16 protein-coding genes and 1 pseudogene are annotated in these 20,929 nt (G+C 27.2%); 14 read left to right on the top strand and 3 right to left on the bottom strand.

All coding sequences use genetic code 11. The features are described from left to right. Positions 1-176: 176 nt before the first annotated feature. On the top strand, positions 177-1,079 hold the full coding sequence (locus IC173_RS08160) for a LysR family transcriptional regulator (RefSeq protein ID WP_227432394.1): 903 nt from the start codon (positions 177-179) through the stop codon (positions 1,077-1,079). 476 nt (positions 1,080-1,555) lie between these two features. Here the strand turns inward: IC173_RS08160 and IC173_RS20945 are convergent, their stop codons facing one another. Then, positions 1,556-1,750: an ABC transporter permease subunit gene (locus tag IC173_RS20945; RefSeq protein ID WP_413927242.1), complete on the bottom strand. Its 195-nt coding sequence runs from the start codon at positions 1,748-1,750 to the stop codon at positions 1,556-1,558. Positions 1,751-1,883: 133 nt separating this feature from the next. On the opposite strand from IC173_RS20945, the pseudogene IC173_RS20940 reads away from it, so the two are divergent. From IC173_RS20940 to ptsG, 5 genes and pseudogenes are all read left to right on the top strand, one after another. Continuing rightward, positions 1,884-1,967, top strand: a pseudogene (locus IC173_RS20940) (hypothetical protein); the annotation flags it as partial. A 208-nt stretch (positions 1,968-2,175) separates the two neighbouring features. Continuing rightward, positions 2,176-3,249 carry a cation:proton antiporter gene (locus IC173_RS08150; RefSeq protein WP_227855393.1) on the top strand — a complete coding sequence of 358 codons (1,074 nt, stop codon included), beginning with the start codon at positions 2,176-2,178 and terminating at the stop codon, positions 3,247-3,249. Between the two features lie 132 nt (positions 3,250-3,381). Then, positions 3,382-4,215 (top strand): hypothetical protein, encoded by an 834-nt coding sequence (locus IC173_RS08145; RefSeq protein WP_227855392.1) that lies wholly within the window; start codon positions 3,382-3,384, stop codon positions 4,213-4,215. Between the two features lie 256 nt (positions 4,216-4,471). Next, entirely contained in the window at positions 4,472-5,314 is an 843-nt protein-coding gene (gene licT / locus IC173_RS08140) for a BglG family transcription antiterminator LicT (protein WP_227483783.1), read from the top strand. A gap of 289 nt (positions 5,315-5,603) precedes the next feature. After that, positions 5,604-7,685, top strand: coding sequence for a glucose-specific PTS transporter subunit IIBC (gene ptsG, locus IC173_RS08135; RefSeq protein WP_227855391.1), 2,082 nt, complete (start codon positions 5,604-5,606; stop codon positions 7,683-7,685). 185 nt (positions 7,686-7,870) lie between these two features. Here ptsG and IC173_RS08130 read toward each other — a convergent pair whose 3' ends face one another. Continuing rightward, entirely contained in the window at positions 7,871-8,749 is an 879-nt protein-coding gene (locus IC173_RS08130; protein ID WP_227482910.1) for an AraC family transcriptional regulator, read from the bottom strand. Between the two features lie 154 nt (positions 8,750-8,903). Here IC173_RS08130 and IC173_RS08125 point away from each other — a divergent pair, with 154 nt between their 5' ends. Then, positions 8,904-10,358: a UDP-N-acetylmuramoyl-L-alanyl-D-glutamate--2,6-diaminopimelate ligase gene (locus IC173_RS08125; RefSeq protein WP_227855390.1), complete on the top strand. Its 1,455-nt coding sequence runs from the start codon at positions 8,904-8,906 to the stop codon at positions 10,356-10,358. Positions 10,359-10,653: 295 nt separating this feature from the next. Then, positions 10,654-12,921 carry an EAL domain-containing protein gene (locus tag IC173_RS08120; protein WP_227835295.1) on the top strand — a complete coding sequence of 756 codons (2,268 nt, stop codon included), beginning with the start codon at positions 10,654-10,656 and terminating at the stop codon, positions 12,919-12,921. Positions 12,922-13,459: 538 nt separating this feature from the next. Here the strand turns inward: IC173_RS08120 and ychF are convergent. Continuing rightward, on the bottom strand, positions 13,460-14,557 hold the full coding sequence (gene ychF / locus IC173_RS08115; protein ID WP_227482907.1) for a redox-regulated ATPase YchF: 1,098 nt from the start codon (positions 14,555-14,557) through the stop codon (positions 13,460-13,462). 315 nt (positions 14,558-14,872) lie between these two features. On the opposite strand from ychF, the gene yfmF reads away from it, so the two are divergent. The 6 genes from yfmF (at position 14,873) to IC173_RS08085 (ending at position 20,923) form a co-directional block, all read left to right on the top strand. After that, complete coding sequence (yfmF, locus tag IC173_RS08110; RefSeq protein ID WP_227835296.1) at positions 14,873-16,138, top strand: EF-P 5-aminopentanol modification-associated protein YfmF; 1,266 nt, start codon at positions 14,873-14,875, stop codon at positions 16,136-16,138. Positions 16,139-16,152: 14 nt separating this feature from the next. Beyond that, the gene (gene yfmH / locus IC173_RS08105; protein ID WP_227482905.1) at positions 16,153-17,439 is read left to right on the top strand and encodes an EF-P 5-aminopentanol modification-associated protein YfmH; all 1,287 of its coding nucleotides are present in this window, start codon (positions 16,153-16,155) and stop codon (positions 17,437-17,439) included. A gap of 369 nt (positions 17,440-17,808) precedes the next feature. Beyond that, positions 17,809-18,555, top strand: a complete 747-nt coding sequence (gene lgt, locus IC173_RS08100; protein WP_227482904.1) for a prolipoprotein diacylglyceryl transferase — start codon at positions 17,809-17,811, stop codon at positions 18,553-18,555. Between the two features lie 29 nt (positions 18,556-18,584). Continuing rightward, a complete protein-coding gene (rsmH, locus tag IC173_RS08095; protein WP_227432406.1) occupies positions 18,585-19,520 on the top strand; it encodes a 16S rRNA (cytosine(1402)-N(4))-methyltransferase RsmH in 936 nt (311 codons plus the stop codon). 295 nt (positions 19,521-19,815) lie between these two features. Beyond that, the gene (locus tag IC173_RS08090; RefSeq protein ID WP_413926658.1) at positions 19,816-20,379 is read left to right on the top strand and encodes a TVP38/TMEM64 family protein; all 564 of its coding nucleotides are present in this window, start codon (positions 19,816-19,818) and stop codon (positions 20,377-20,379) included. Positions 20,380-20,575: 196 nt separating this feature from the next. Continuing rightward, positions 20,576-20,923 (top strand): hypothetical protein, encoded by a 348-nt coding sequence (locus IC173_RS08085; protein WP_227432407.1) that lies wholly within the window; start codon positions 20,576-20,578, stop codon positions 20,921-20,923. Positions 20,924-20,929 lie beyond the last annotated feature (6 nt).

The following is a 20,929-nucleotide window of genomic DNA, read 5'->3' as shown; positions in this document are numbered from 1 at the left end:
GTCTAAGTCTAATTTTTTATACAACATATAAGGAAAATTTATAGGATAAAAATTTAGAATATATATATAGGAATATTTTGTTAAAATATTAATGAAATTATTTCGCTTTTCTTATAAAATGTTCTTATAAGAAAAAATATTAATATCAACTATACTTGTAAGAAAGGTGGTTTGAAATGGATATAAAACAGTTAAAATATTTTGTTGAAATAGTGAAATCTGGTTTTAATTTATCAATTGCATCAAAAACTCTTCACATATCTCAACCAGCCTTAAGTCAAATTATAAAAACCTTTGAAGAAAATGAAAATGTATATTTATTTGAGAGATATAAAGGCAGGTTAAATGGCTTAACTCCAGCAGGAGAAAGATTTTATGTAAATGCAGAAAATATTATAAATGAATATAAAAATATGATGGAGGATTTGCGAGAAGATTCTGTTCAGTTTAAAGGGAAAGTTAGAATAGGAATACCACCACTTATACTTGGAATAGCTTTTTCTGATGTAGTTGCACAATTAGTTGCAAACAATCCAGACATAGAATTTGATATAGTAGAGAAGGGGGCATACGATTTAAGTAGAATGCTTATTTTGCAAGAATTAGATTATGCAGTTCTTTTACACCCACATAAAATTGATAGGAGTGTAGTAACAGAACATGTACTTCAAGAAGACGAACTTACAGCATTTTTAAATATAAATCATCATCTCGCAAAGAAAAATAAAATAGATTGGAATGATTTAAATGAAGAACTGCTTGCAATATTTAATCCTACATTTATGATACATCATAAATTAATGCAAAAATTTACTGATGAAAAAGTTAAACTTAAGAGGTATATTATGTCTGGTTCTTGGGATTTCTTGTTGTTGTCAACTACAAATTCTGACTTTATAACTATTTTACCATCACCAGTACACGATTTTTTTGAAAATAGTCAAATTATAGAAAAACCATTTAATGACCCTATCACATGGAAGGTTGTGTTATGTAGACCTAAAAAAGAGCGTTATAGTCATGTAGATGAACATGTATTTAAATTTATTATAGATTTCTTTAGTAAAAAGAATTTATGATTTGTTATTTTAATAACAAATCATAAATAAAATAATTAAGTTCAATTACAATAAACTATTAGTTTTTCAACTACATATTAATTAAGGGAAAATAAATTTTATATAATATATAAATAATTTAGAAGGTTATTAAAGTTACATAATATATAACTTCATTAAATTCTATAATATATAAAATTTTTATTTTGAAATATATAAAAAGCAGTGAGTGTATTTATACACTCACTGTAAAATATTTTGTATTTTTATTTTAAAGTATTGATATTATCAAGTGTTATTAGAGAACTTTTTACTTATTATAGTTAAACTCATAACTGTTAAGAAGATAAGTAAGCCAGGAAATACAGCTAAATATAACTTATCAAAAATATGTCTTTGAGCATCTTGAAGCATGTTACCCCATGATGCAAGAGGTAACTGTATACCAAGTCCTAAAAAACTAAGTGCAGATTCAGTTAAGATAGCATTTGCAATATTTAATGAACCAGCAACTGTGATAGTTTCTTTATAGAAGCCTTAGGAGCTAGATAAGTATTTAATACAATTAAAACTAAAAAACTTGGAATACTCATAAGCATGTCTACTAATCTCATCAAGAACTGGTCTAGTTTCCCACCAATATAGCCACTAATAACACCTATAGTAGTACCAAATACTATAGAAATAAGCATTGATAAGATACCAACACTAAGTGAAATTCGTCCTCCATAAAGTGCTCTAGCAAAGTAATCTCTTCCTAGTTCATCTGTACCAAAAATATGTTTTAACCTAGGTTCTTGAAGTTTAGTAGTAGTATCATAGAGAGATATTCCATCTCCAACAAACCCACCATCTGGATGTAAGTTCCATACAAGATGTCCTTATTGTAAGGAAATATGTAAAATATAAGTACCAGCTTTAAAGGAAAACTCAAAAAATCATATGGTTGCATGTCACTTAATGTAGAGGTTTTCAAAACTAAATTTGGCGTATATAATAAGAATAATAGATTAAAGTAAATATTTTATAATTACATGTAAAGTGTAATACTATCAATATTAAGATAGTTAATATATAAGTCTAATCTATAAATTATATATTGAAAAGAGAGGTAGCTATGTCAATTTTAGTAACTTTATTAGGTTTGTTGGTCTGTACAATAATTTCAACTATACTTAGTAAAAAATGGAGCAATATTCCTCTTGCAATTTATCAAATTGTATTAGGTGTTTTATTGTCTATTTTACCATTTAAATTTTCCTTTTCGTTTAGTCCAGATATATTCGTAATATGTGTCATAGCTCCACTATTATTTAGTGAAGGTCAAAATGTATCAAGAAGAGAATTATTAGAACTTAGAAGACCAATTTTACTTCTTGCATTTGGACTGGTTTTAACAACAGTATTTGCAGGTGGGATTTTTATACATTTTCTTATTCCTGAAATGCCACTATCAGTTTCATTCGCTTTGGCAGCAGTAATATCTCCAACTGATTTAGTAGCAGTAAAATCAATTACACAAGGTTTAGATTTTCCTAAAAATATGATGAATATACTTGAAGGAGAATCGCTATTAAATGATGCTGCAGGAGTAGTGGCATTTAAAGTTGCAGTACTTGCTACCGTTACAGGCTTTTTTTCAATAAAAGAAGCAAGTATTCAATTTTTGATTACTGCATTTGGAGGAATAATAGTAGGAAGTATTTTAGGATATATAATTATAAAAATAAGACTTAATTTGCACAAGTGGAATTTAGAAGAAATACCAATGGTAATAGTCATACAGATAATGACTCCACTTTTTGTGTATTTTGTGTCAGAAGAGCTAGGAGTATCCGGAATTTTAGCAGTTGTAATGGCAGGTATAGCCCATGGAATCGAAAAAGAACATTTACAAAATACAACGACTAAATTGAGAATAATATCAGATAATACATGGTATGTTTTGGAGTATGTACTGAATGGGTTTGTCTTTACATTACTTGGTTTTTTGTTGCCAGGTATATATCAAGGAATTATCACTAACAACGAAGATATAGCATTAAATTTAACTTTTATTGCTATTTTAATTGTAGTTATATTATTTATTATAAGATTTATATGGGTGTATTTATGGCACAGTTCTTTTATAAAAATCAAGAAAAATCCTTTAAATAATTTCTTTACAGGTTTTTTAGGATTTAAGAATTAAGAATTTGAAAAAGATGATACTTCTAGATGGAAATATTCATTAATAGTTGCTACTTGTGGTGTTCATGGTACATTTACACTTGCAACTGCTCTATCTATACCATTTTACCTAGACAATAAAGATATGTTTCCAATGAGAGATATTGTTTTGTTTATATCATCAGAAGTCATACTTATAAGTTTATTACTCGCAACAGTTTTATTGCCAGTACTATTAAAAAAGAATGTACAAAAGTCAGAAGACTTATTGTCTGATAGAGAGGCATATAAATTAATTTTAAAAGAAGCTATTTTAAAACTTAGCAATGAAAAAGCGCAAGAGGTACAGCCAGTAATACATGATTTAAATGAGCAGCTAGTAGATTTAGAAAAGGGTATATTAAATATTCCAGATAACAAAATTATAAATATGATGATTGCAGAGGCAGATAATCAAGGCTTAATAGCTGTTCATAAATTATTGAATGATGGAAAAATTTCTGGTAGAGCATTTGAGTTATATAGATTTTATATTACAAAATCGAGAAAATCTGTCCAAAAATCAATATTTAAGATTGTAAAATTAAAAATAAGTATGTGGATTATAGATAGAAAGGTAAAAACAGAAGTAAAAGAAAAGATTACAAAAATAATATCTGAAAATAAGGAACTAATTAAAGAGTTTCACCATGCATATGCACTTTCTACAAAGACAGCTATATCATTTATAAATAAAAATATTAATGAAGATAATAGGCATGAATCATTAATAGTAATTAGATTTTATAATCGTTATCTAAATTGGCTAACTAGAAAAATTCATAATGATGAGAAATTTGAAGCAAAAGTAGTATACTATAGATTAATGGCAATACAAAGTGAAAGAGATAGTATTCAACAACTAGTTGAAACCAAACAAATATCAAGAGACGTAGCTAAAGAACTATTGGAAAATATTCTCTATGATGAAATGATGATGATAGAATGAAAAAAATAAACTGTATAGGATTTAAATTTTATTGGTACTAAAAAATAGGAAACAGTTTTCAATAATTGCTTGACATAGATATCCATTTATAATAGAATAAAGCTATAAATTGAATACAATATTTATGAGCGTTAACAAATTGGATTGTTACTGGGAAGCAGGCAATACCTAAGTTAGGATATACAGGTGAATTGTATCTTAATTTAGGTGTTTTTTTATGAATAAGGGAAATTGTATTTTGGGAGAGATATTGATTATGATTATTCAACAAATTTACAATAATAATGTTGTGTTAGTTTTAGATGAAAACCAAAAAAAAGAATTAATACTAACAGGATGTGGAATAGGATTTCAAAAAAAGAAAGGTCAAGAAGTAGATAAAAGTAAAATTGAAAGAACCTTTGTAACACAAGATGAAAGTTTTATAGATAAAATTGGAAAATTAGCAAGCCAGGTTGATGAGAAGTTTTTTGAAGTGAGTACAGAGGTAATTGCTCATGCAGAAGGCATTTTAAATACTGAACTTTATGAGTACATATATGTAGCACTTACTGACCATATTGCATTTGCAATTAAAAGATATCATGAAAATATAAATATAAAAAATGATTTACTACATGAAATAAAAAGAATTCACAAAAAAGAATACGAGATTGGAAAATGGGCTGTAGATTATATAAATAAAGAATTTAATGTAGAGTTTCCTTTAGATGAGGCAGGATTTATAGCTATGCACATAGTAAATTCAAATTATAAAGGCAGTTCAAAGGAATCCCTGTTAATTACTAAAATTGTAAAAGACATACTAAATATTATAAGATATTATTATAGAGTTGAGTTTAAAGAAGATGATATAAATTATGATAGACTTCTTACACACTTAAAATTTTTTGCAAATAGATTAGTAAAAAGAGAGGAACTCAATGATACTAATAATGATATTGTAGATATAATCAAGATAAAGTATGAAAAAGACTATAATTGTGCATATAAAATAAAGACACATGTAGAGAAAAACTATGAGTACTATGTAAGTCAAGATGAATTATTATATTTAACACTACATATTAAAAGAGTCATATCTGTGTTGAATTCATGATAAACATACTAAATAAATATAAATTCAATATCGGTGTTTAAGATATTATGTAAAATTTAATAGCAATATAATAATTTTAAAACATTAAGATTGTTACTGATAATGCAGGCAAGACTTAGGTTTATAAGAAAATTATAACAGTTTATTTTTAATTCTAAAATTAGGTTGATATAGGTTTATTTATATTAACATGAGGTTTATTTTTAGGATTAAAGTTACTAGTGTAATTTTTTATAAACTTAAGTCTTTTTTATTTAAAAAATATAAAATAATAAGGAGATAGAAGTAAATGAAAAAAATATTTGGTGTTTTACAAAAAGTAGGAAAATCTTTAATGTTACCAGTTGCATTACTTCCAGCAGCAGGTATATTGCTTGGTGTAAGTAATGCTTTAGCAGGAGATGCGTTACTTGCTCATTTTCCAGCACTAGCAAATCCTACATTCCAACTTATAATAAGTATAATGGAAAGTTCAGGGCAAATCATATTCAATAACTTGCCACTTATATTTGCAGTTGGTGTAGCCGTGGGTCTAACCGAAGGCGAAGGTGTAGCAGCATTGGCAGCTATAGTAGGTTTTTTAATCCTTAATACGTCTATGGGTGTTATGGCAGGTGTCACAGAAGATATGATAGATAACTCTATGTATGCAAGTATTGTTGGAATACTAACAATTCAAACAGGTGTATTTGGTGGTATTATAATAGGCATAGTGGCTGCTTATCTTTATAAAAAATTTTATAAAATTGAACTACCTCAATATTTAGGTTTTTTTGCAGGTAAAAGATTTGTGCCTATTGTTACATCATTAACAGCAATAGTAATAGGAATTATATTATCATTTATTTGGCCACCAATACAAGAAGGATTACTTAGTTTTTCAAAAAATGTTATAGAAGCAAATCAAACATTAGCAACATTTATGGAAGGGTCTTTAGAAAGGTTATTAATACCATTTGGTTTACATCATGTTTTCCATAATCCATTCTGGTATCAATTTGGAGAATATGTAAACAAAGCAGGTGAACTTGTAATGGGTGACCAAAAGATATTCTTTGCTCAACTTAAAGATGGAGTAAATTTCACAGCAGGTACTTTTATGACAGGGGCGTTTCCGTTTATGATGTTTGGTCTTCCAGCAGCAGCACTTGCTATGGTACATGAAGCAAAGCCAGAAAAGAGAAAATTTGTAGCAGGAATAATGGTATCAGCTGCACTTACATCTTTTTTAACAGGAATAACTGAACCAATAGAGTTTGCATTTTTATTTGTTGCACCAGCATTATTTGTAGTACATTGTTTGTTTTCAGGTTTATCATATGCAGTAATGCAACTATTAGGAGTTAAAATCGGATTCACATTTTCAGGAGGATTAATAGATTTCTTACTATTTGGTGTACTTCCTAATAGAACTCCATGGTATCTAGCTATTTTAGTAGGTATTGGATTTGCAGTATTATATTATAGTGTGTTTAGATTTATGATAAGAAAGTTTAACCTAAAGACGCCAGGAAGAGAAGATGAATCAGAGTCTAATGTGGAGACTAGTGAGATTTCAAAAGATAAGTTAGCATCAGAAATACTAATAGCTTTAGGAAATAAAGAAAATTTAAAAAGTTTAGATGCTTGTATAACAAGACTTAGATTAGTTGTAAATGATATAGATAAAGTGGATAAAGAAAAGTTGAAATCACTTGGAGCAGCAGGTGTAATGGTTATTGGAAACAATGTCCAAGCTATATTTGGTCCAAAATCAGATGCAATAAAATCTAATATAAAAGATATAATAGAGGGAAAAGTAAAGATTGAAAATACTGATATTAAAAATATAGATAAAAAGAAAATGGAAAAAAATAATAACACAGAAAACACTAATATAGGTAATACTTTGGTGGAAGAAGAAATTTATTCATTGACAAATGGAGAAATCTTAGGTATAGAAGAAGTTCCAGACTCTGTATTTTCAAGTAAATTAATGGGCGATGGTTTTGCAATTAAATCTGATGATGGATTAATTTATTCACCAGTAGATGGAACTATTGGAGTTGTATTTCCAACTAAACATGCAATAATAATCAAATCTAAAAAAACTGGAGTAGAAATACTTATACATTTAGGTATAGAGACTGTAAACTTAGAAGGAAATGGGTTTGATGTATTTGTAAATGTAGGAGATGAAGTTAAATCGGGTGATAAACTGGTTAATATGGATTTAGAATATATTGAAAAAAATGGTTTATCAACAATAAGCCCAGTAGTATTTACTAATTTAGAACAAAATCAAAAACTAAACATTAAAAAGGGAAAAGTCACAGCAAAAGAAAGTAATCGTGTAAGTATATTAAAAGAGAGTATTGAAAAAATAGGATAGACACATCAGTATGTATACTTAAAACTTGTATGAGTTTTAGTAATTATATAAGCATAATTTTAATTTATATATTTTAGTTTAATTAATAAAAATATATGATTTATATTTCAAGCAATTAGAGGTACTAGTATGTCTATTTTACTAATACCTCTAATTTTTCTTGAAATAAAATCTATAATAATTATTTATTCATCTAACAAATTACTATCTAAAGGGCTTTTATTGTTTAGATAGTTTTTAGGAGATACACCATAATACTTTTTAAATGCCCTTACAAAGCTAGAATAATCATTAAATCCACATTTACTACAAACTTCACTCATAAGATGTCCATTGGTTATTAATGATTTAGCTAAAATCAGTCTTTTTTGAATTATATAATTGTGTATGGATGTTCCAGTATGAGATTTAAATCTTCTCATGAGATAATATTTGCTTATAAAAAATTCAGATGCAATGCAGTCTATAGAAAGTTTATTCTCTATATTTAAGTTTATATAGTTTAATATTTTTTTTATAGTTTCATCGTAAAATACATCTTCTACAGATTCTATGTTCTCGTTTTTTAAGAAAATTCTATTTAAAAATATCATAAGCTGTATGAACAAGGTATTTCTCAGTATTTCATTTCCAAATTCATTACTAGATTCAGAAATATTTATTTGCTCAATAAAAAGTTTGAGTGATTCAATGTCATGTATCTTTAAACGCAATAGATTACATTTATTTTCTGTGGCTGTCTTAAAACATTTTTCTAAATCACTAGTATTATCACTGTTTTTTTTCATAAATTCTGGGCTAATCCATATTGCAATTCTTTCATAAAATACATTTGAATCTATAACTGGTTTGTGAATTTCATTACTACTAATAAAAAGTATGTCCCAAGGTTTTAGTTTATATGGAATTCCTTCAACAAAATAAGTTACATTTCCATCTATAAATATAATTATCTTATTAAAATCGTGATTATGGTATTCAAATTCTATGTCTTTTTTATCTCGGATACTAAATATTTTAAAATTATCATTTAAGTATCCAATTTTATTGTCTGTAATTTTCATAAAAGACCTCTCTTAGATTATATTATAGAGAATTATAGAGCATTTTTTACAATATTTCAAGCATTTTTAACCATTCACATAGTAAAAAATTCTTAATATAATATTACATGAAGTGTAATTTTAGCAAAAAGAGTTTAAAGGGAGGAAAGCATTTATGAAATTAAATGATATTATACAGGGGTTGGATATAATCAGTGTCAAAGGTGAATTAAATATAGATATTAATAGTGTACAATATGATTCAAGAAAGGTTACAGAAGGTACATTATTTGTATGTATAAAAGGATTTGTGTCAGATGGTCATAAATATGTAAAAGATGCTATAAACAAAGGAGCAAAAGCTTTTATTGTTGAAGAAGATGTAGACATAAAAGGGTATACGTTTATAAAAGTAAAAAATACAAGAGAAGATATGGCAAAGATAGCTGACAATTTTTATAATCATCCATCACAAAAATTTAATGTTATAGGAGTTACAGGTACTAACGGAAAAACTAGTATAACTACTATACTAAATGAAATATTAACTTTGAATAAAAATAAAGTTGGTCTTATTGGTACTATAAAAATATTTGATGGTGAAAAAGACATTATTTCTAATTCAACAACTCCAGAAAGTATAGATTTACAATATCATTTTAATAATATGTTAAATAATGGATGTGATTACTGTGCTATGGAAGTTTCATCACACTCATTAGCACTAAATAGAGTTGATGAAACAGACTTTAAACTAGGAATATTCACAAACTTAACACCAGACCATTTAGATTTTCACAAAGATTTAGAAGACTATAGAAAAGCTAAAGAAAAATTGTTTTTTAAGACTACTATGGCAAACATAATAAATATGGATGATGATGGTGGTAAAAAGATATACGAAAATATAAAAGATATAGATGTCCCTTGTTACACATATGGAGTTGAAACTAATGCTGATTTTATGGCTAGAGATATAAAATCAGATTCAGATGGTGTATCTTATAGATTAATAACTCCTTCTTATGAAGAAGTTATATTTATACCAGTTCCAGGAATGTTTACAGTATATAATACTTTAGCTGTTATAGCTGCTTGTTATGTACTTGATATACCTAAACCAGTATATAAAGAAGGTCTTAGACTTTCTAATGGAGTATCAGGAAGGTTTGAAACTGTACCAAACGATAAAGGTATAAGTGTAATTGTTGATTATGCTCATACTCCTGATGCACTTGAAAATGTATTAAAGACAACACAACAATTTGCAGAAGGAAAAATAATTTCTGTATTTGGATGTGGTGGAGATAGAGATACTGAAAAGAGACCTTTAATGGGTGCTATTGGACAAAAATATTCTGATATATGTATTGTAACTTCTGATAATCCAAGAACTGAAGAACCAGAAGCAATAATAAAGGATATACTTGAAGGAATAGATAAGGAAAAGAAAAATTATCATGTTGTTGCTGATAGAAAGCAAGCTATAGAAGAAGCTATAAGTATGGCAAAGAAAGATGATGTTGTAATTATAACAGGTAAAGGGCATGAAAATTACCAAATAATAGGTAAGGTTAAGCATCATTTTGATGATAAAGAGATTGCTAATGAATGTTTAAGTAAAATGTAAGGTGAAAATTTAATAAAATATATATTTTAAGAATATAATATCAAAATTATTTTGATATTATATTCTTTTTATGTAGTGTACATTAATACAAATTATGTTAGTAACCTTTAATATAGATAATATAATTTATTAAAATTGTATTATCTATATTAATTAATTTTTTATTGTAATAAAGTTGATAATTTTGTATAATTACAGTAAATATGGAAAAATAAGTATTGTCGCAAAATTGTTAGAATAATTGATATAAAATAATAATTGTATACATATAGATTCCAGAAAGGCAGGAAGCGTGATGTTGGGTGATGCAAAAAATAATAGGCAGGGTTTGTCCATAATTGCTATCATAAGTATCTTAGTAGTTACAATTTCCTGTTTGATTTATGGTTCAAAGTTGAATAAGACACTAGGTGAGGAAACGAATCAATATCTTTCAGAAATAGCAAATCAAAGTGTCAATGTGTTAAAAAAACAAATTAATGGCGATATAAAATTGTTACAATCAATTTCAATATGTATTGAAGGAGAAAAATCTTTTGAATTGGACAATATTATTTCAATACTTAAAAGAGAATCTGTAAATAGTTCATTTAAAAGAATGGGTGTTATTCTACCAGATGGTATGGCATATACTACAGATGGTTATGTAGAAGATTTTTCTAAGAGAGATTATTTTTCCAAGTCAATGCAAGGAGAAGTAGTCATAACAGGTAAGTTAAAAGATGTAATAAAAGATCATAAAGACATTAATGTGTACTCTGTACCAATTTATAAGGGGAACAAGATTATTGGTGTTATATTTGCTACACATAGTACAAAGTTATATGAAAAGATACTCTCTGTACCAACTTTTAATGGAAAAGGATATTCTTATATAGCTAATAGTAATGGTGATATTGTTTTAAATCCAAGTAGCAAAAACGCAAACTCTAATATGGAAAATTTATTTTCATATATAAATAAAAGTAATGCCTTATCAAAATCTACTCTTAATGATATGAAGTTAAATATAAAAAATTCTAAATCAGGTTCATTAAGTTATAATATGTCTGGAAAAGGATATTATTTAAGTTATGCTCCAATAGGAATTAATGATTGGTATCTTTTTTCTGAAGTTCCTAGAACTGCTGTATCTGAAAAATCATATGCTATTATAAAACTTACACTATCAGCATGTATAGTTTTAATTGTGATATTTACATCATTAATAATTTATATCTTGATTATGCAAAAAAAGAGTAAGGAAAGGTTAGAAGAATTTGCGTTTAAAGACAGTATTACAGGAATTGGAAATTCAAATAAATTTAATCTGGAAGGTGGTAAATTTTTATCCACTCATGAGAAAAAAAATCTAGTTTTAATTTATTTTGATATAGATAAATTTAAGTTAGTAAATGATAGATTTGGATATGAAGAGGGAGATAGAGTATTAAGAAAAATTGCAGAGATGATTGAAAATATGTTTAAAGAAGAGTCTGTATTTTCAAGAATTTCAAATGATAATTTTGCTATAATATTTGAAAAAAAGAAGGATAAAGAATCAGTTATAGAGATATGTGAAATTATGCGTAAAAAATTATCTATGATAAAAACTAGCTTAGATGTAGAACTTAATCTGATACCATCTATAGGAGTGTATTTTATTGAAGAGGGAGAAACAAATATATCTACTTGTCTTGATAAGGCTATGATTGCAAAGACTACAGTAAAAAGAAAATACTTAAAAGTGTATGAAATTTATGCTGAGAATTTAAAGGAAACTCTTATAGAAGAACGTGATATTGAGCAAGAGATGCACGATGCTTTAAAAAATGAACAATTTAAGGTGTATTTGCAACCTAAAATTGAATTATCTACAGGTAAAATAGTAGGTTCTGAAGCTCTTGTACGTTGGCAACATCCCAAAAAGGGATTAATAAGTCCAGGTGTGTTTATTCCTATTTTTGAAAAGAATGGTTTTATAACAGAATTGGATATGTTTGTATTTATTCAAGTTTGTAAAAACTTTAAACGTTGGGAAAATGAAGGCTTACCTAGATTTCCTATATCAGTAAATTTATCAAGAGTACATCTTGAAAATCCAGACTTTATAGAAAAGTTTGAAAACATTGCAAAAGAATATGATATTGAACCAAATTTAATTGAAATTGAACTAACAGAGAGTGCAATATTTGATAATACAAAAATGTTATTTAAAATAATGCAGAATTTAAAATCTGTCGGATTTAAAATATCTATGGATGACTTTGGCTCAGGGTATTCTTCTTTAAATATGCTTAAAGATATGCCAATTGATGTATTGAAATTAGATAGACAGTTTTTTATAACAGTAGAAGATACAAAAAAGAGTCAAATTGTGGTTTCAAGCATTGTTCAGATGGCAAAGCAACTTGATATAAAAGTTGTTTCAGAGGGAGTTGAAACCTTAGAGCAAGCAGAGTTTTTAAGATTTATAGGATGTGATATGGCTCAAGGATTTTTATTTGCGAAACCAATGCCAATAGAAGAATACGAAAAGTTGATATTAAATAGGAATGATATTGAAGGTATGAGTACAAACTAAAAAACTTAGTACAAAATGAAATAAAGATTTGTAAGAAGAGTGAACTTTGTATAGTCAAAGTTCACTTTATTTATGTAAAAATACTTTGGTATAAAAATATGAATTAGGTTTAGAGTATTACTTTACATTATATGGAGCATATAATATTTTCTAAAAGAGATATAATTTTTCCATGGCTAGAAGTTTTTAATTTGAGTGTAGCAGTTTGTGAATATAAGAATATCAGCAATTATGTAAGTACTTAAGGGAGGAAAATTTTTGAGTAATATAACAATTAGGGAAATGGTAAGTGATGAAAGAAAGCTTGTTTTGGTGGAAAGCGTATTTGGGATTACAGTAAAGTACTGTCATTGTTGACAATCATAATTTCTGTGGGAATACTATAAAAAAGAGAGCTTCTATTATGATTTTTAAAAATCATTTAGAAAAACTCTCTTTTTTATAAAATCTAAATAGCTATTATAATATAATAGAAGTTTCTATTATTCTAATTTTCTTATTGTAATACAATAGTTAAGATTGTAGATAAATAAGCATTTTAAACATTAAATCTAAATAATATTACATCTCCATCTTTAACTATGTATTCTTTACCTTCTAATTTAACTAATCCTTTTTCTTTTGCAGCTGCCATAGTACCATGTTCAACTAAATCATTAAAAGCAATTGTTTCAGCCCTGATAAATCCTCTTTCTATGTCAGAATGTATCTTTCCTCCTGCTTGAGGTGCTTTACTTCCAATCTTTATAGTCCATGCTCTGACTTCTTTTGGACCAGCTGTTAAGAATGAAATTAGACCAAGTAAGGCATAAGATGATTTTATAAGTTTATCAAGCCCTGATTGTTCAAGCCCTAATGTTTCTAAAAATTCTTTCTTTTCTTCAGCAGAATCAAGTTCAGAAATTTCTGCTTCTATTTGTGCACATACAACAACAACTTCAGCATCTTCTGTTTCTGCAAATACTTTAACTTGTTGAACATACTTATTACTTTCTCCATCATCTGCCAAATCATCTTCTGATACATTTGCAGCGTATATTACAGGTTTAGATGTAAGTAAATCTAATGAATTTACAAAGCTTTGTTCATCTTCTGTAAATTGCATAGTTCTTACACACTTACTATTTTCTAAAGTAGACATGATTGAATTTAACAAATCAAGCTCAGAAACTAAAGTTTTATCAGCTTTAGCGGCTTTTTGAGTTTTATGAATTCTTCTTTCAAGAATCTCTATATCAGAGAAAATTAATTCTAAATTTATAGTTTCTATATCGCGAAGTGGTTCAACAGAACCATCTACATGTATAACATTTTCATCTTCAAAACATCTGACAACATGTACGATTGCATCAACTTCTCTTATATGTGATAAAAATTTATTTCCTAAGCCTTCTCCTTTAGAAGCACCTCTAACTAAACCAGCTATGTCACAAAATTCTATAGCAGTAGGAACTATTTTTTCAGAGTTGTACAATTCTTTTAGTTTATCTAATCTTTCATCTGGAACAGATACAACTCCAACGTTTGGGTCTATTGTACAAAAAGGGTAATTTGCAGATTCTGCGCCTGCTTGAGTTATTGCGTTAAATAGTGTGCTTTTACCTACATTTGGTAAACCAACTATACCTAATTTCATATTAATCGTCCTCTCTCTTATTCTTTTTATATTCTTTATATAACTTTAAACAATCAATCTATGGGATTGTAAAATTGTTTTAATTATAGACATACATATTGATTATACATCATATATATGAAGCTTGTAAACTAGACTTTAAAGCAGACTGCTCTAAATAACTTTTTATTTAAATTTAAATAAAAATATTACTTTTAGAAAATAATAAAAAGGATATAATTAAATAGAAGGTTTTTATATATAAGTATATACAATCAAAAAATGAATAAATTTCAATTTTAAAATTGATGTTTAAATAAAAAATAGGAGGTACATATGGTTAATACTAAGAAAATAATAAATTTAGGTAATAATATTAATTTGACTTTGATAAAAACAGAAAAGTTTAAATCAAATCTTATAAGTTTGTATGTTCAGAGATTGTTGGATAAAAAAGAAACTACAAAAAATGCTTTGATACCATCAATAATAGCAAGTGGAAGTGAAAAATATCCTAGTGCCAGAGCAATATCCAATAAACTAGATGATTTATATGGTTCGTCTATGGGAGCTGATGCTGTAAAACGTGGAGAGCGTCAAGTACTAAGTTTTAAAATAATTAATATAAGTGAAAAGTATTTAGATGAAAATATATTTGAAGAAGTAGTAGAATTTTTTAATGAAGTAATAAATAATACACTTGTTGTAGATGGTGGATTTAAAGAAGAATATTTAAATATTGAAAAAGAAAATTTAAGAGATAAGATACAATCAATAATAAATGATAAAAAAGAATATGCACAAGATAAATGTATAGAAGCTATGTGTGGAAATGAAAGATACAGTATAAGTGAGTTTGGTTACGAAGATGAAATAGATAACATAACTTCAAAAGAGCTATATGAGCATTATAGAAATATACTTAAAACATCTCCAATAGATATAGTTGTAGAAGGTAATTTTGATGAAGATAAGGTTGTAGACATAATAAGTAAGAATTTAAAATTCGAAAGAGAAGATATTATAGATATACCAAAAGAAGATTTCATAAAACATGTAGATGAAGTAAAAGTAATAGACGAAAAAATGGAAATAACTCAAGGTAAATTAGTTATGGGGTATAGAGCAAATGTAGATTATGTAGATAATGATAAATATTATGCCCTTGTGGTCGGAAGTAATGTATTAGGTGGTGGTCCACACTCTAAACTATTTGTGAATGTAAGAGAAAAGGAAAGCTTATGCTATTATATTTTCTCTTCAATAGAGAAGTATAAAAGTATTATGCTTATATCATCTGGAATAGAAACTAAAGATTATGATAAAGCTGTAAAATTAATAAAAGAACAATTAGAAAGTTTAAAAGCAGGAGATATATCTGATGAAGAGTTAGAAAATAGTAAGCTTGCTTTAGTTAACTCTATGAAATCTATAACAGATAATATAGGTGGAATGTCTGATTTTGCTTTTTCTCAGTCTATGGCAAAGACAAATTCTGAAGTAGAAGACATAATATCTAGCATAGAGAAAGTTACTAAAAAAGATATAGTTGAGGCTGTAAAAGATATAGAACTTGATACTGTATACTTTTTAAGAAATTAATGGAGGAGATGTCTATGGAAAAAATAGTTAATGATATATTAAGAGAAGAAGTTTATTATGAAAAATTACAAAATGGCTTAGATGTATATTTTATGCCAAAGAGAGGCTTTACAAAAAAATATGCTATTTTAGCTACTAATTATGGTTCAAATGACTTAGAATTTATTCCAATAGGAGAAGATAAAAAGATTAGAGTAAATGAAGGAATTGCACATTTTTTAGAACATAAGATGTTTGAACAACCTGATGGAGGAGATGCTTTTGAAAAATTTTCTAAATTAGGTGTAAGTGCAAATGCATTTACTAACTTTACAATGACAGCATACTTATTTTCAGCTACGGAAAATTTTTATGAAAGTTTAGAGCACTTAATTGATTATGTTCAAACACCTTATTTTACAGATGAAAATGTTGAAAAGGAAAAAGGTATAATAGCACAAGAGATAAAAATGTACAATGATGATCCAGACTGGAATGTGTATTTTAATTGTCTAAAGGCTATGTATGTAAATTATCCTGCTAGAATTGATATAGCTGGTACAGTAGATAGTATATATAAGATAACTAAGGAAGAACTATATAAGTGTTACAATACTTTCTATAATCCAGGAAATATGGCTTTGTTTGTTGTAGGTGATTTGGATGTAGAAAAGGTAATAGATGTAACTAAAAAAGCAAACAATTATGATGTGGATAAACTTTCTAAGAATATAGAAAGATTTTATCCTGAAGAACCAGCAAATGTAAAGGAAAAAGAAGTTATAGAAAAGTTTCCTATATCTATACCTATGTTTAACATAGGTTTTAAAGATAATAATGTAGGTGTAAAAGGAAAAGAACTTTTACGTAAAGAAATTGTAACTGATATACTTATAGGTATGTTATTTAAAAAGGGCAGTAAACTTTATGAAGATTTGTATATGCAAGGTCTAATAAATGAAAATTTTGGAGCTGGATTTTCATCTCAAGTAGACTATGCTTTTAGCGTAATTGCTGGAGATTCTAAGGAACCTAAAAAAGTAAAAGAGATAATTCTTGAATATATAGAAAGAGCTAAAAAAGAAGGATTATCTAAAGAGGAGTTTGAAAGAACTAAAAAGAAAAAAATTGGTTCATTTATTAAATGTTTTGATTCTATAAACTTTATAGGAAATAGTTTTATATCTTATATCTTTAAAGATATAAATATATTGGATTATTTAGATATTATTAAGGATGTTGCTTTTGAGGAAGTTGAAGAGAGATTAAAAGAACACTTTAAAGAAGAGTATTGTGTTATTTCTATTGTAGAACCTAAGTAGAACGTTTGAATATTACAAATAAGTAGCTAAAGGCCAAATAGTTAATTTTGATACTTGTTTTATTTAGGTAGCAAGTGATTTTGTTGAATATACTTATACAAATTAAGTTAGTAAAAATTAAATATTATTAATAAAAATTTGTAGAGAGATTGGTGTATAATATACACCAATTTCTTTGCTTGTAAATAATTTATGCATAATTTTGTTGAGACAGCATGTATAATATATTTTAAGTATTTGTAGAATCAACATCAATATGTTTTGTAGAATTAACATTAATATGTTATCATAATTTAGTATAATTACAATTAATTGTAAACATGGTGTATTGCTTTGGAAATATTTTAATTAAGATAAAGAGGTGGAGTTATGGATAGAGTCGCATTTACACTGTTTGGGATAGACATAATGTGGTATGGAATACTTATGGCTAGTGGCATGATTTTGGGAACTTTAATAGCAATAAAAGAGTCGAAAAGAGTTGGGCTTAAAGAAGATGATGTATTAAATATAGCTATCATAGCAATTCCTGTTGGATTAATATGTGCAAGAATATATTATGTTATATTTAATTGGAGTTATTATGCTCAAAATCTATTTCAAATACTTAATTTCAGAGGTGGTGGACTTGCTATACATGGAGGGTTAATAGGTGGAATCTTAGCTGGCTATATATACACTAAGGTTAAAAATATTAATTTCTTAAAAATGGCTGATACTGTCATACTTGGAATGCCTTTAGCACAAGCTATAGGAAGATGGGGGAACTTTATTAACGGAGAAGCTCATGGAGGTACAACTAATTTACCATGGGGAATAATGGTTGATGGAGTAAAGGTTCATCCAACTTTTCTATATGAGTCTATATGGGATTTTGGAATATTTATAGTTTTATTATTGTTTAGAAAAAATAAAAAATACGAAGGACAAGTTATAGTGACTTATATAACCCTTTATTCAATAGGAAGATTTTTTATAGAAGGACTAAGAACAGATAGTTTAATGTTAGGACCACTTAGAATGGCTCAAGTGATAAGTTTAGTTGGTGTTATTGGTGGTATAATAGCACATATTTATTTATCAAAGAGAAATAAAAGCAACAGTATTGAAGAATAATTTAAATAGTAAGTTTGAAGGAGGTAGTTATGGAATTTCATCATGTATCAGTTCTTTTAAATGAATGTATAGAAAATTTAAAGATAAAACCAGATGGAGTATATGTTGACTGTACTATGGGTGGTGCAGGACATTCCAAAGAAATAGTAAAAAAATTATCAGATAAAGGATTATTTATAGGGTTTGACCAAGATAAAAATGCTATAAATACAGCAAGAGAAAGATTAAGTGAATATGAAAGCAGAGTAAAATTTGTTCATAGCAATTTTGAAAATATAAAAGAAGAATTGGAAAAAATCGGAGTTTATAAGATAGATGGTGTATTAGCAGATTTAGGAGTTTCATCTCATCAACTTGATGAAGCTGAGAGAGGATTTTCTTATATGCAAGATGCACCACTTGATATGAGGATGGATGTTAGGTGTGAATTTTCAGCATATGATGTTGTAAACACTTATGCAGAAGATGAGCTAGCTAAGATAATTAAAGATTATGGTGAAGATAACTGGGCTAAACGTATAGCTAAATTTATAGTTGAGGAAAGAGTGAACAAACCAATAGAAACTACAGGTGAATTGGTTGATATAATTAAAAAAGCTATTCCTAAAAAAGCTAGAATAGATGGGCCTCATCCAGCTAAAAGGACTTTTCAAGCTATACGAATAGAAGTAAATAATGAACTTGGAGTAATTACAAAAATGATAAATGATGCCTCTTCTATAATGAATGAAGATGGTAGAATTTGTATAATAACATTTCATTCGTTAGAAGATAGAATAGTAAAGAATGCATTTAAATATCTCGCATCAGATTGTATATGCCCACAGCATTTACCAATATGTCAATGTGATAAAGAATCTGAAGTAAAAATAATAACTAGAAAACCAATATTACCTAGTGCTGAAGAAATAGAAGTAAATCCACGTTCAAGAAGTGCTAAATTGAGAGTAGCGGAAAAAATATAATTTATATAGTTTGAGAGTAAGGACTAGCGATGTAATAAAATAATAAACTTCTTAATTATAGTTAAAACCTATTATAGTTTTTATTAGAATAGAAAACAACTATGATATAATCGACAATATAGAAAAATATTTTCTGTTATAATATAACTAAAGTAGATATTAGGAGTGGAGAAAAATAGAGAATAAGCATAAAAAATTATTAATAAAAATTTGTATTATATTGGGGGTATTTGGTATTTACTTTTTTATACCTCCTGTTAAAAAAATGGTAAATCAGATGATATTTTATCTGAGTATGTTAAATCTAGATGCAATTAAGGAGTACATATTATCATTTGGAGTTTGGGCACCGATAATATCATTTGCACTTATGATATTACAATCAATAGCTGCACCTCTTCCTGCATTTTTAATTACTTTTGCAAATGCAGCCTTATTTGGATGGGTAAATGGTGCTATACTGTCATGGATTAGTGCAATGGCAGGTGCTGCAATTTGTTTTGTAATTGGAAGATTTTTAGGTAGAGATGTAGTTGTAAAACTTACAAGCAAATTTGCACTAGAAAGTATAGATGGTTTTTTTGATAAGTATGGAAAACATACGATTTTAATTGCAAGATTGCTTCCTTTTATATCTTTTGACCTTGTGAGCTATGCAGCAGGTCTAACATCCATGAGTTTTATATCTTTCTTTATAGCTACTGGAGTAGGACAATTACCAGCAACCATTGTATATTCTTATGTTGGTGGTATGTTGACTGGTGGAGCTAAAGTCATGATGACAGGACTTTTAATATTATTTGCTTTAAGTGTATTGATTTATATGTTAAAGAAAATATATAGTGATAAAAATAAATAAAAATTAGTGTAAAATCTATAGGTTCGAATTCAAGAATTAGTGAATCTATAGATTTTTTGTTGTGTATAGAAAAAATTACAAATAGATTGTGTAACAGTGTATTAATTTAGCGATGAAATTTTAAAGGAAGAGATATGATTAATAACAAATATAGTATAGAGGAAAATCTAAAAATCTATATTATCGGGGTGATAATTTGAAAAAAAATTATAAAATACATAATCTAAATGAATATAAAAATAAAAAAAAGAATAATTATAAAAAGAGAATTAATAAAAAAATAGGGGCTAAATGTATTTTATTGATTACAACTTTCGTAGTAATAATATTGAATCTATGTGGTTATTCAAAAATTTCAGAAATGAAATATGATATTCATTATTTACAAAAGGATTTAAGAAAAAAAGAGATAGTACTAGAGGAACTAAAGGCAAAAGAAACTGAAAAAACATCAATAAAAGAAATTGAGTTAAAAGCAAAGGAATTGCTCAATATGGACTATCCAAAAGATGGACAAATAAAGTATATAAATGTGGATAACTAGGGGGAA

The sequence above is a fragment of the Clostridioides sp. ES-S-0048-02 genome (genome assembly GCF_020658495.1).
Lineage (GTDB): Bacteria > Bacillota > Clostridia > Peptostreptococcales > Peptostreptococcaceae > Clostridioides.
The sequence above is the reverse complement of the archived record's forward strand: the minus strand, read 5'-3'. Positions and strand labels throughout refer to the sequence as shown.

Coding starts and splice junctions, on each gene's coding strand:
- IC173_RS08145 (WP_227855392.1), top strand. CDS start 3,382: ATGAGAGATATTGTTTTGTTTATATCATCAGAAGTCATACTTATAAGT.
- IC173_RS08125 (WP_227855390.1), top strand. CDS start 8,904: ATGAAATTAAATGATATTATACAGGGGTTGGATATAATCAGTGTCAAA.
- IC173_RS08090 (WP_413926658.1), top strand. CDS start 19,816: ATGTTAAATCTAGATGCAATTAAGGAGTACATATTATCATTTGGAGTT.
- IC173_RS08120 (WP_227835295.1), top strand. CDS start 10,654: ATGTTGGGTGATGCAAAAAATAATAGGCAGGGTTTGTCCATAATTGCT.
- IC173_RS08150 (WP_227855393.1), top strand. CDS start 2,176: ATGTCAATTTTAGTAACTTTATTAGGTTTGTTGGTCTGTACAATAATT.
- ptsG (WP_227855391.1), top strand. CDS start 5,604: ATGAAAAAAATATTTGGTGTTTTACAAAAAGTAGGAAAATCTTTAATG.
- licT (WP_227483783.1), top strand. CDS start 4,472: ATGATTATTCAACAAATTTACAATAATAATGTTGTGTTAGTTTTAGAT.
- IC173_RS08160 (WP_227432394.1), top strand. CDS start 177: ATGGATATAAAACAGTTAAAATATTTTGTTGAAATAGTGAAATCTGGT.
- lgt (WP_227482904.1), top strand. CDS start 17,809: ATGGATAGAGTCGCATTTACACTGTTTGGGATAGACATAATGTGGTAT.
- yfmH (WP_227482905.1), top strand. CDS start 16,153: ATGGAAAAAATAGTTAATGATATATTAAGAGAAGAAGTTTATTATGAA.
- yfmF (WP_227835296.1), top strand. CDS start 14,873: ATGGTTAATACTAAGAAAATAATAAATTTAGGTAATAATATTAATTTG.
- IC173_RS08130 (WP_227482910.1), bottom strand. CDS start 8,749: ATGAAAATTACAGACAATAAAATTGGATACTTAAATGATAATTTTAAA.
- rsmH (WP_227432406.1), top strand. CDS start 18,585: ATGGAATTTCATCATGTATCAGTTCTTTTAAATGAATGTATAGAAAAT.
- ychF (WP_227482907.1), bottom strand. CDS start 14,557: ATGAAATTAGGTATAGTTGGTTTACCAAATGTAGGTAAAAGCACACTA.
- IC173_RS20945 (WP_413927242.1), bottom strand. CDS start 1,750: ATGCTTATTTCTATAGTATTTGGTACTACTATAGGTGTTATTAGTGGC.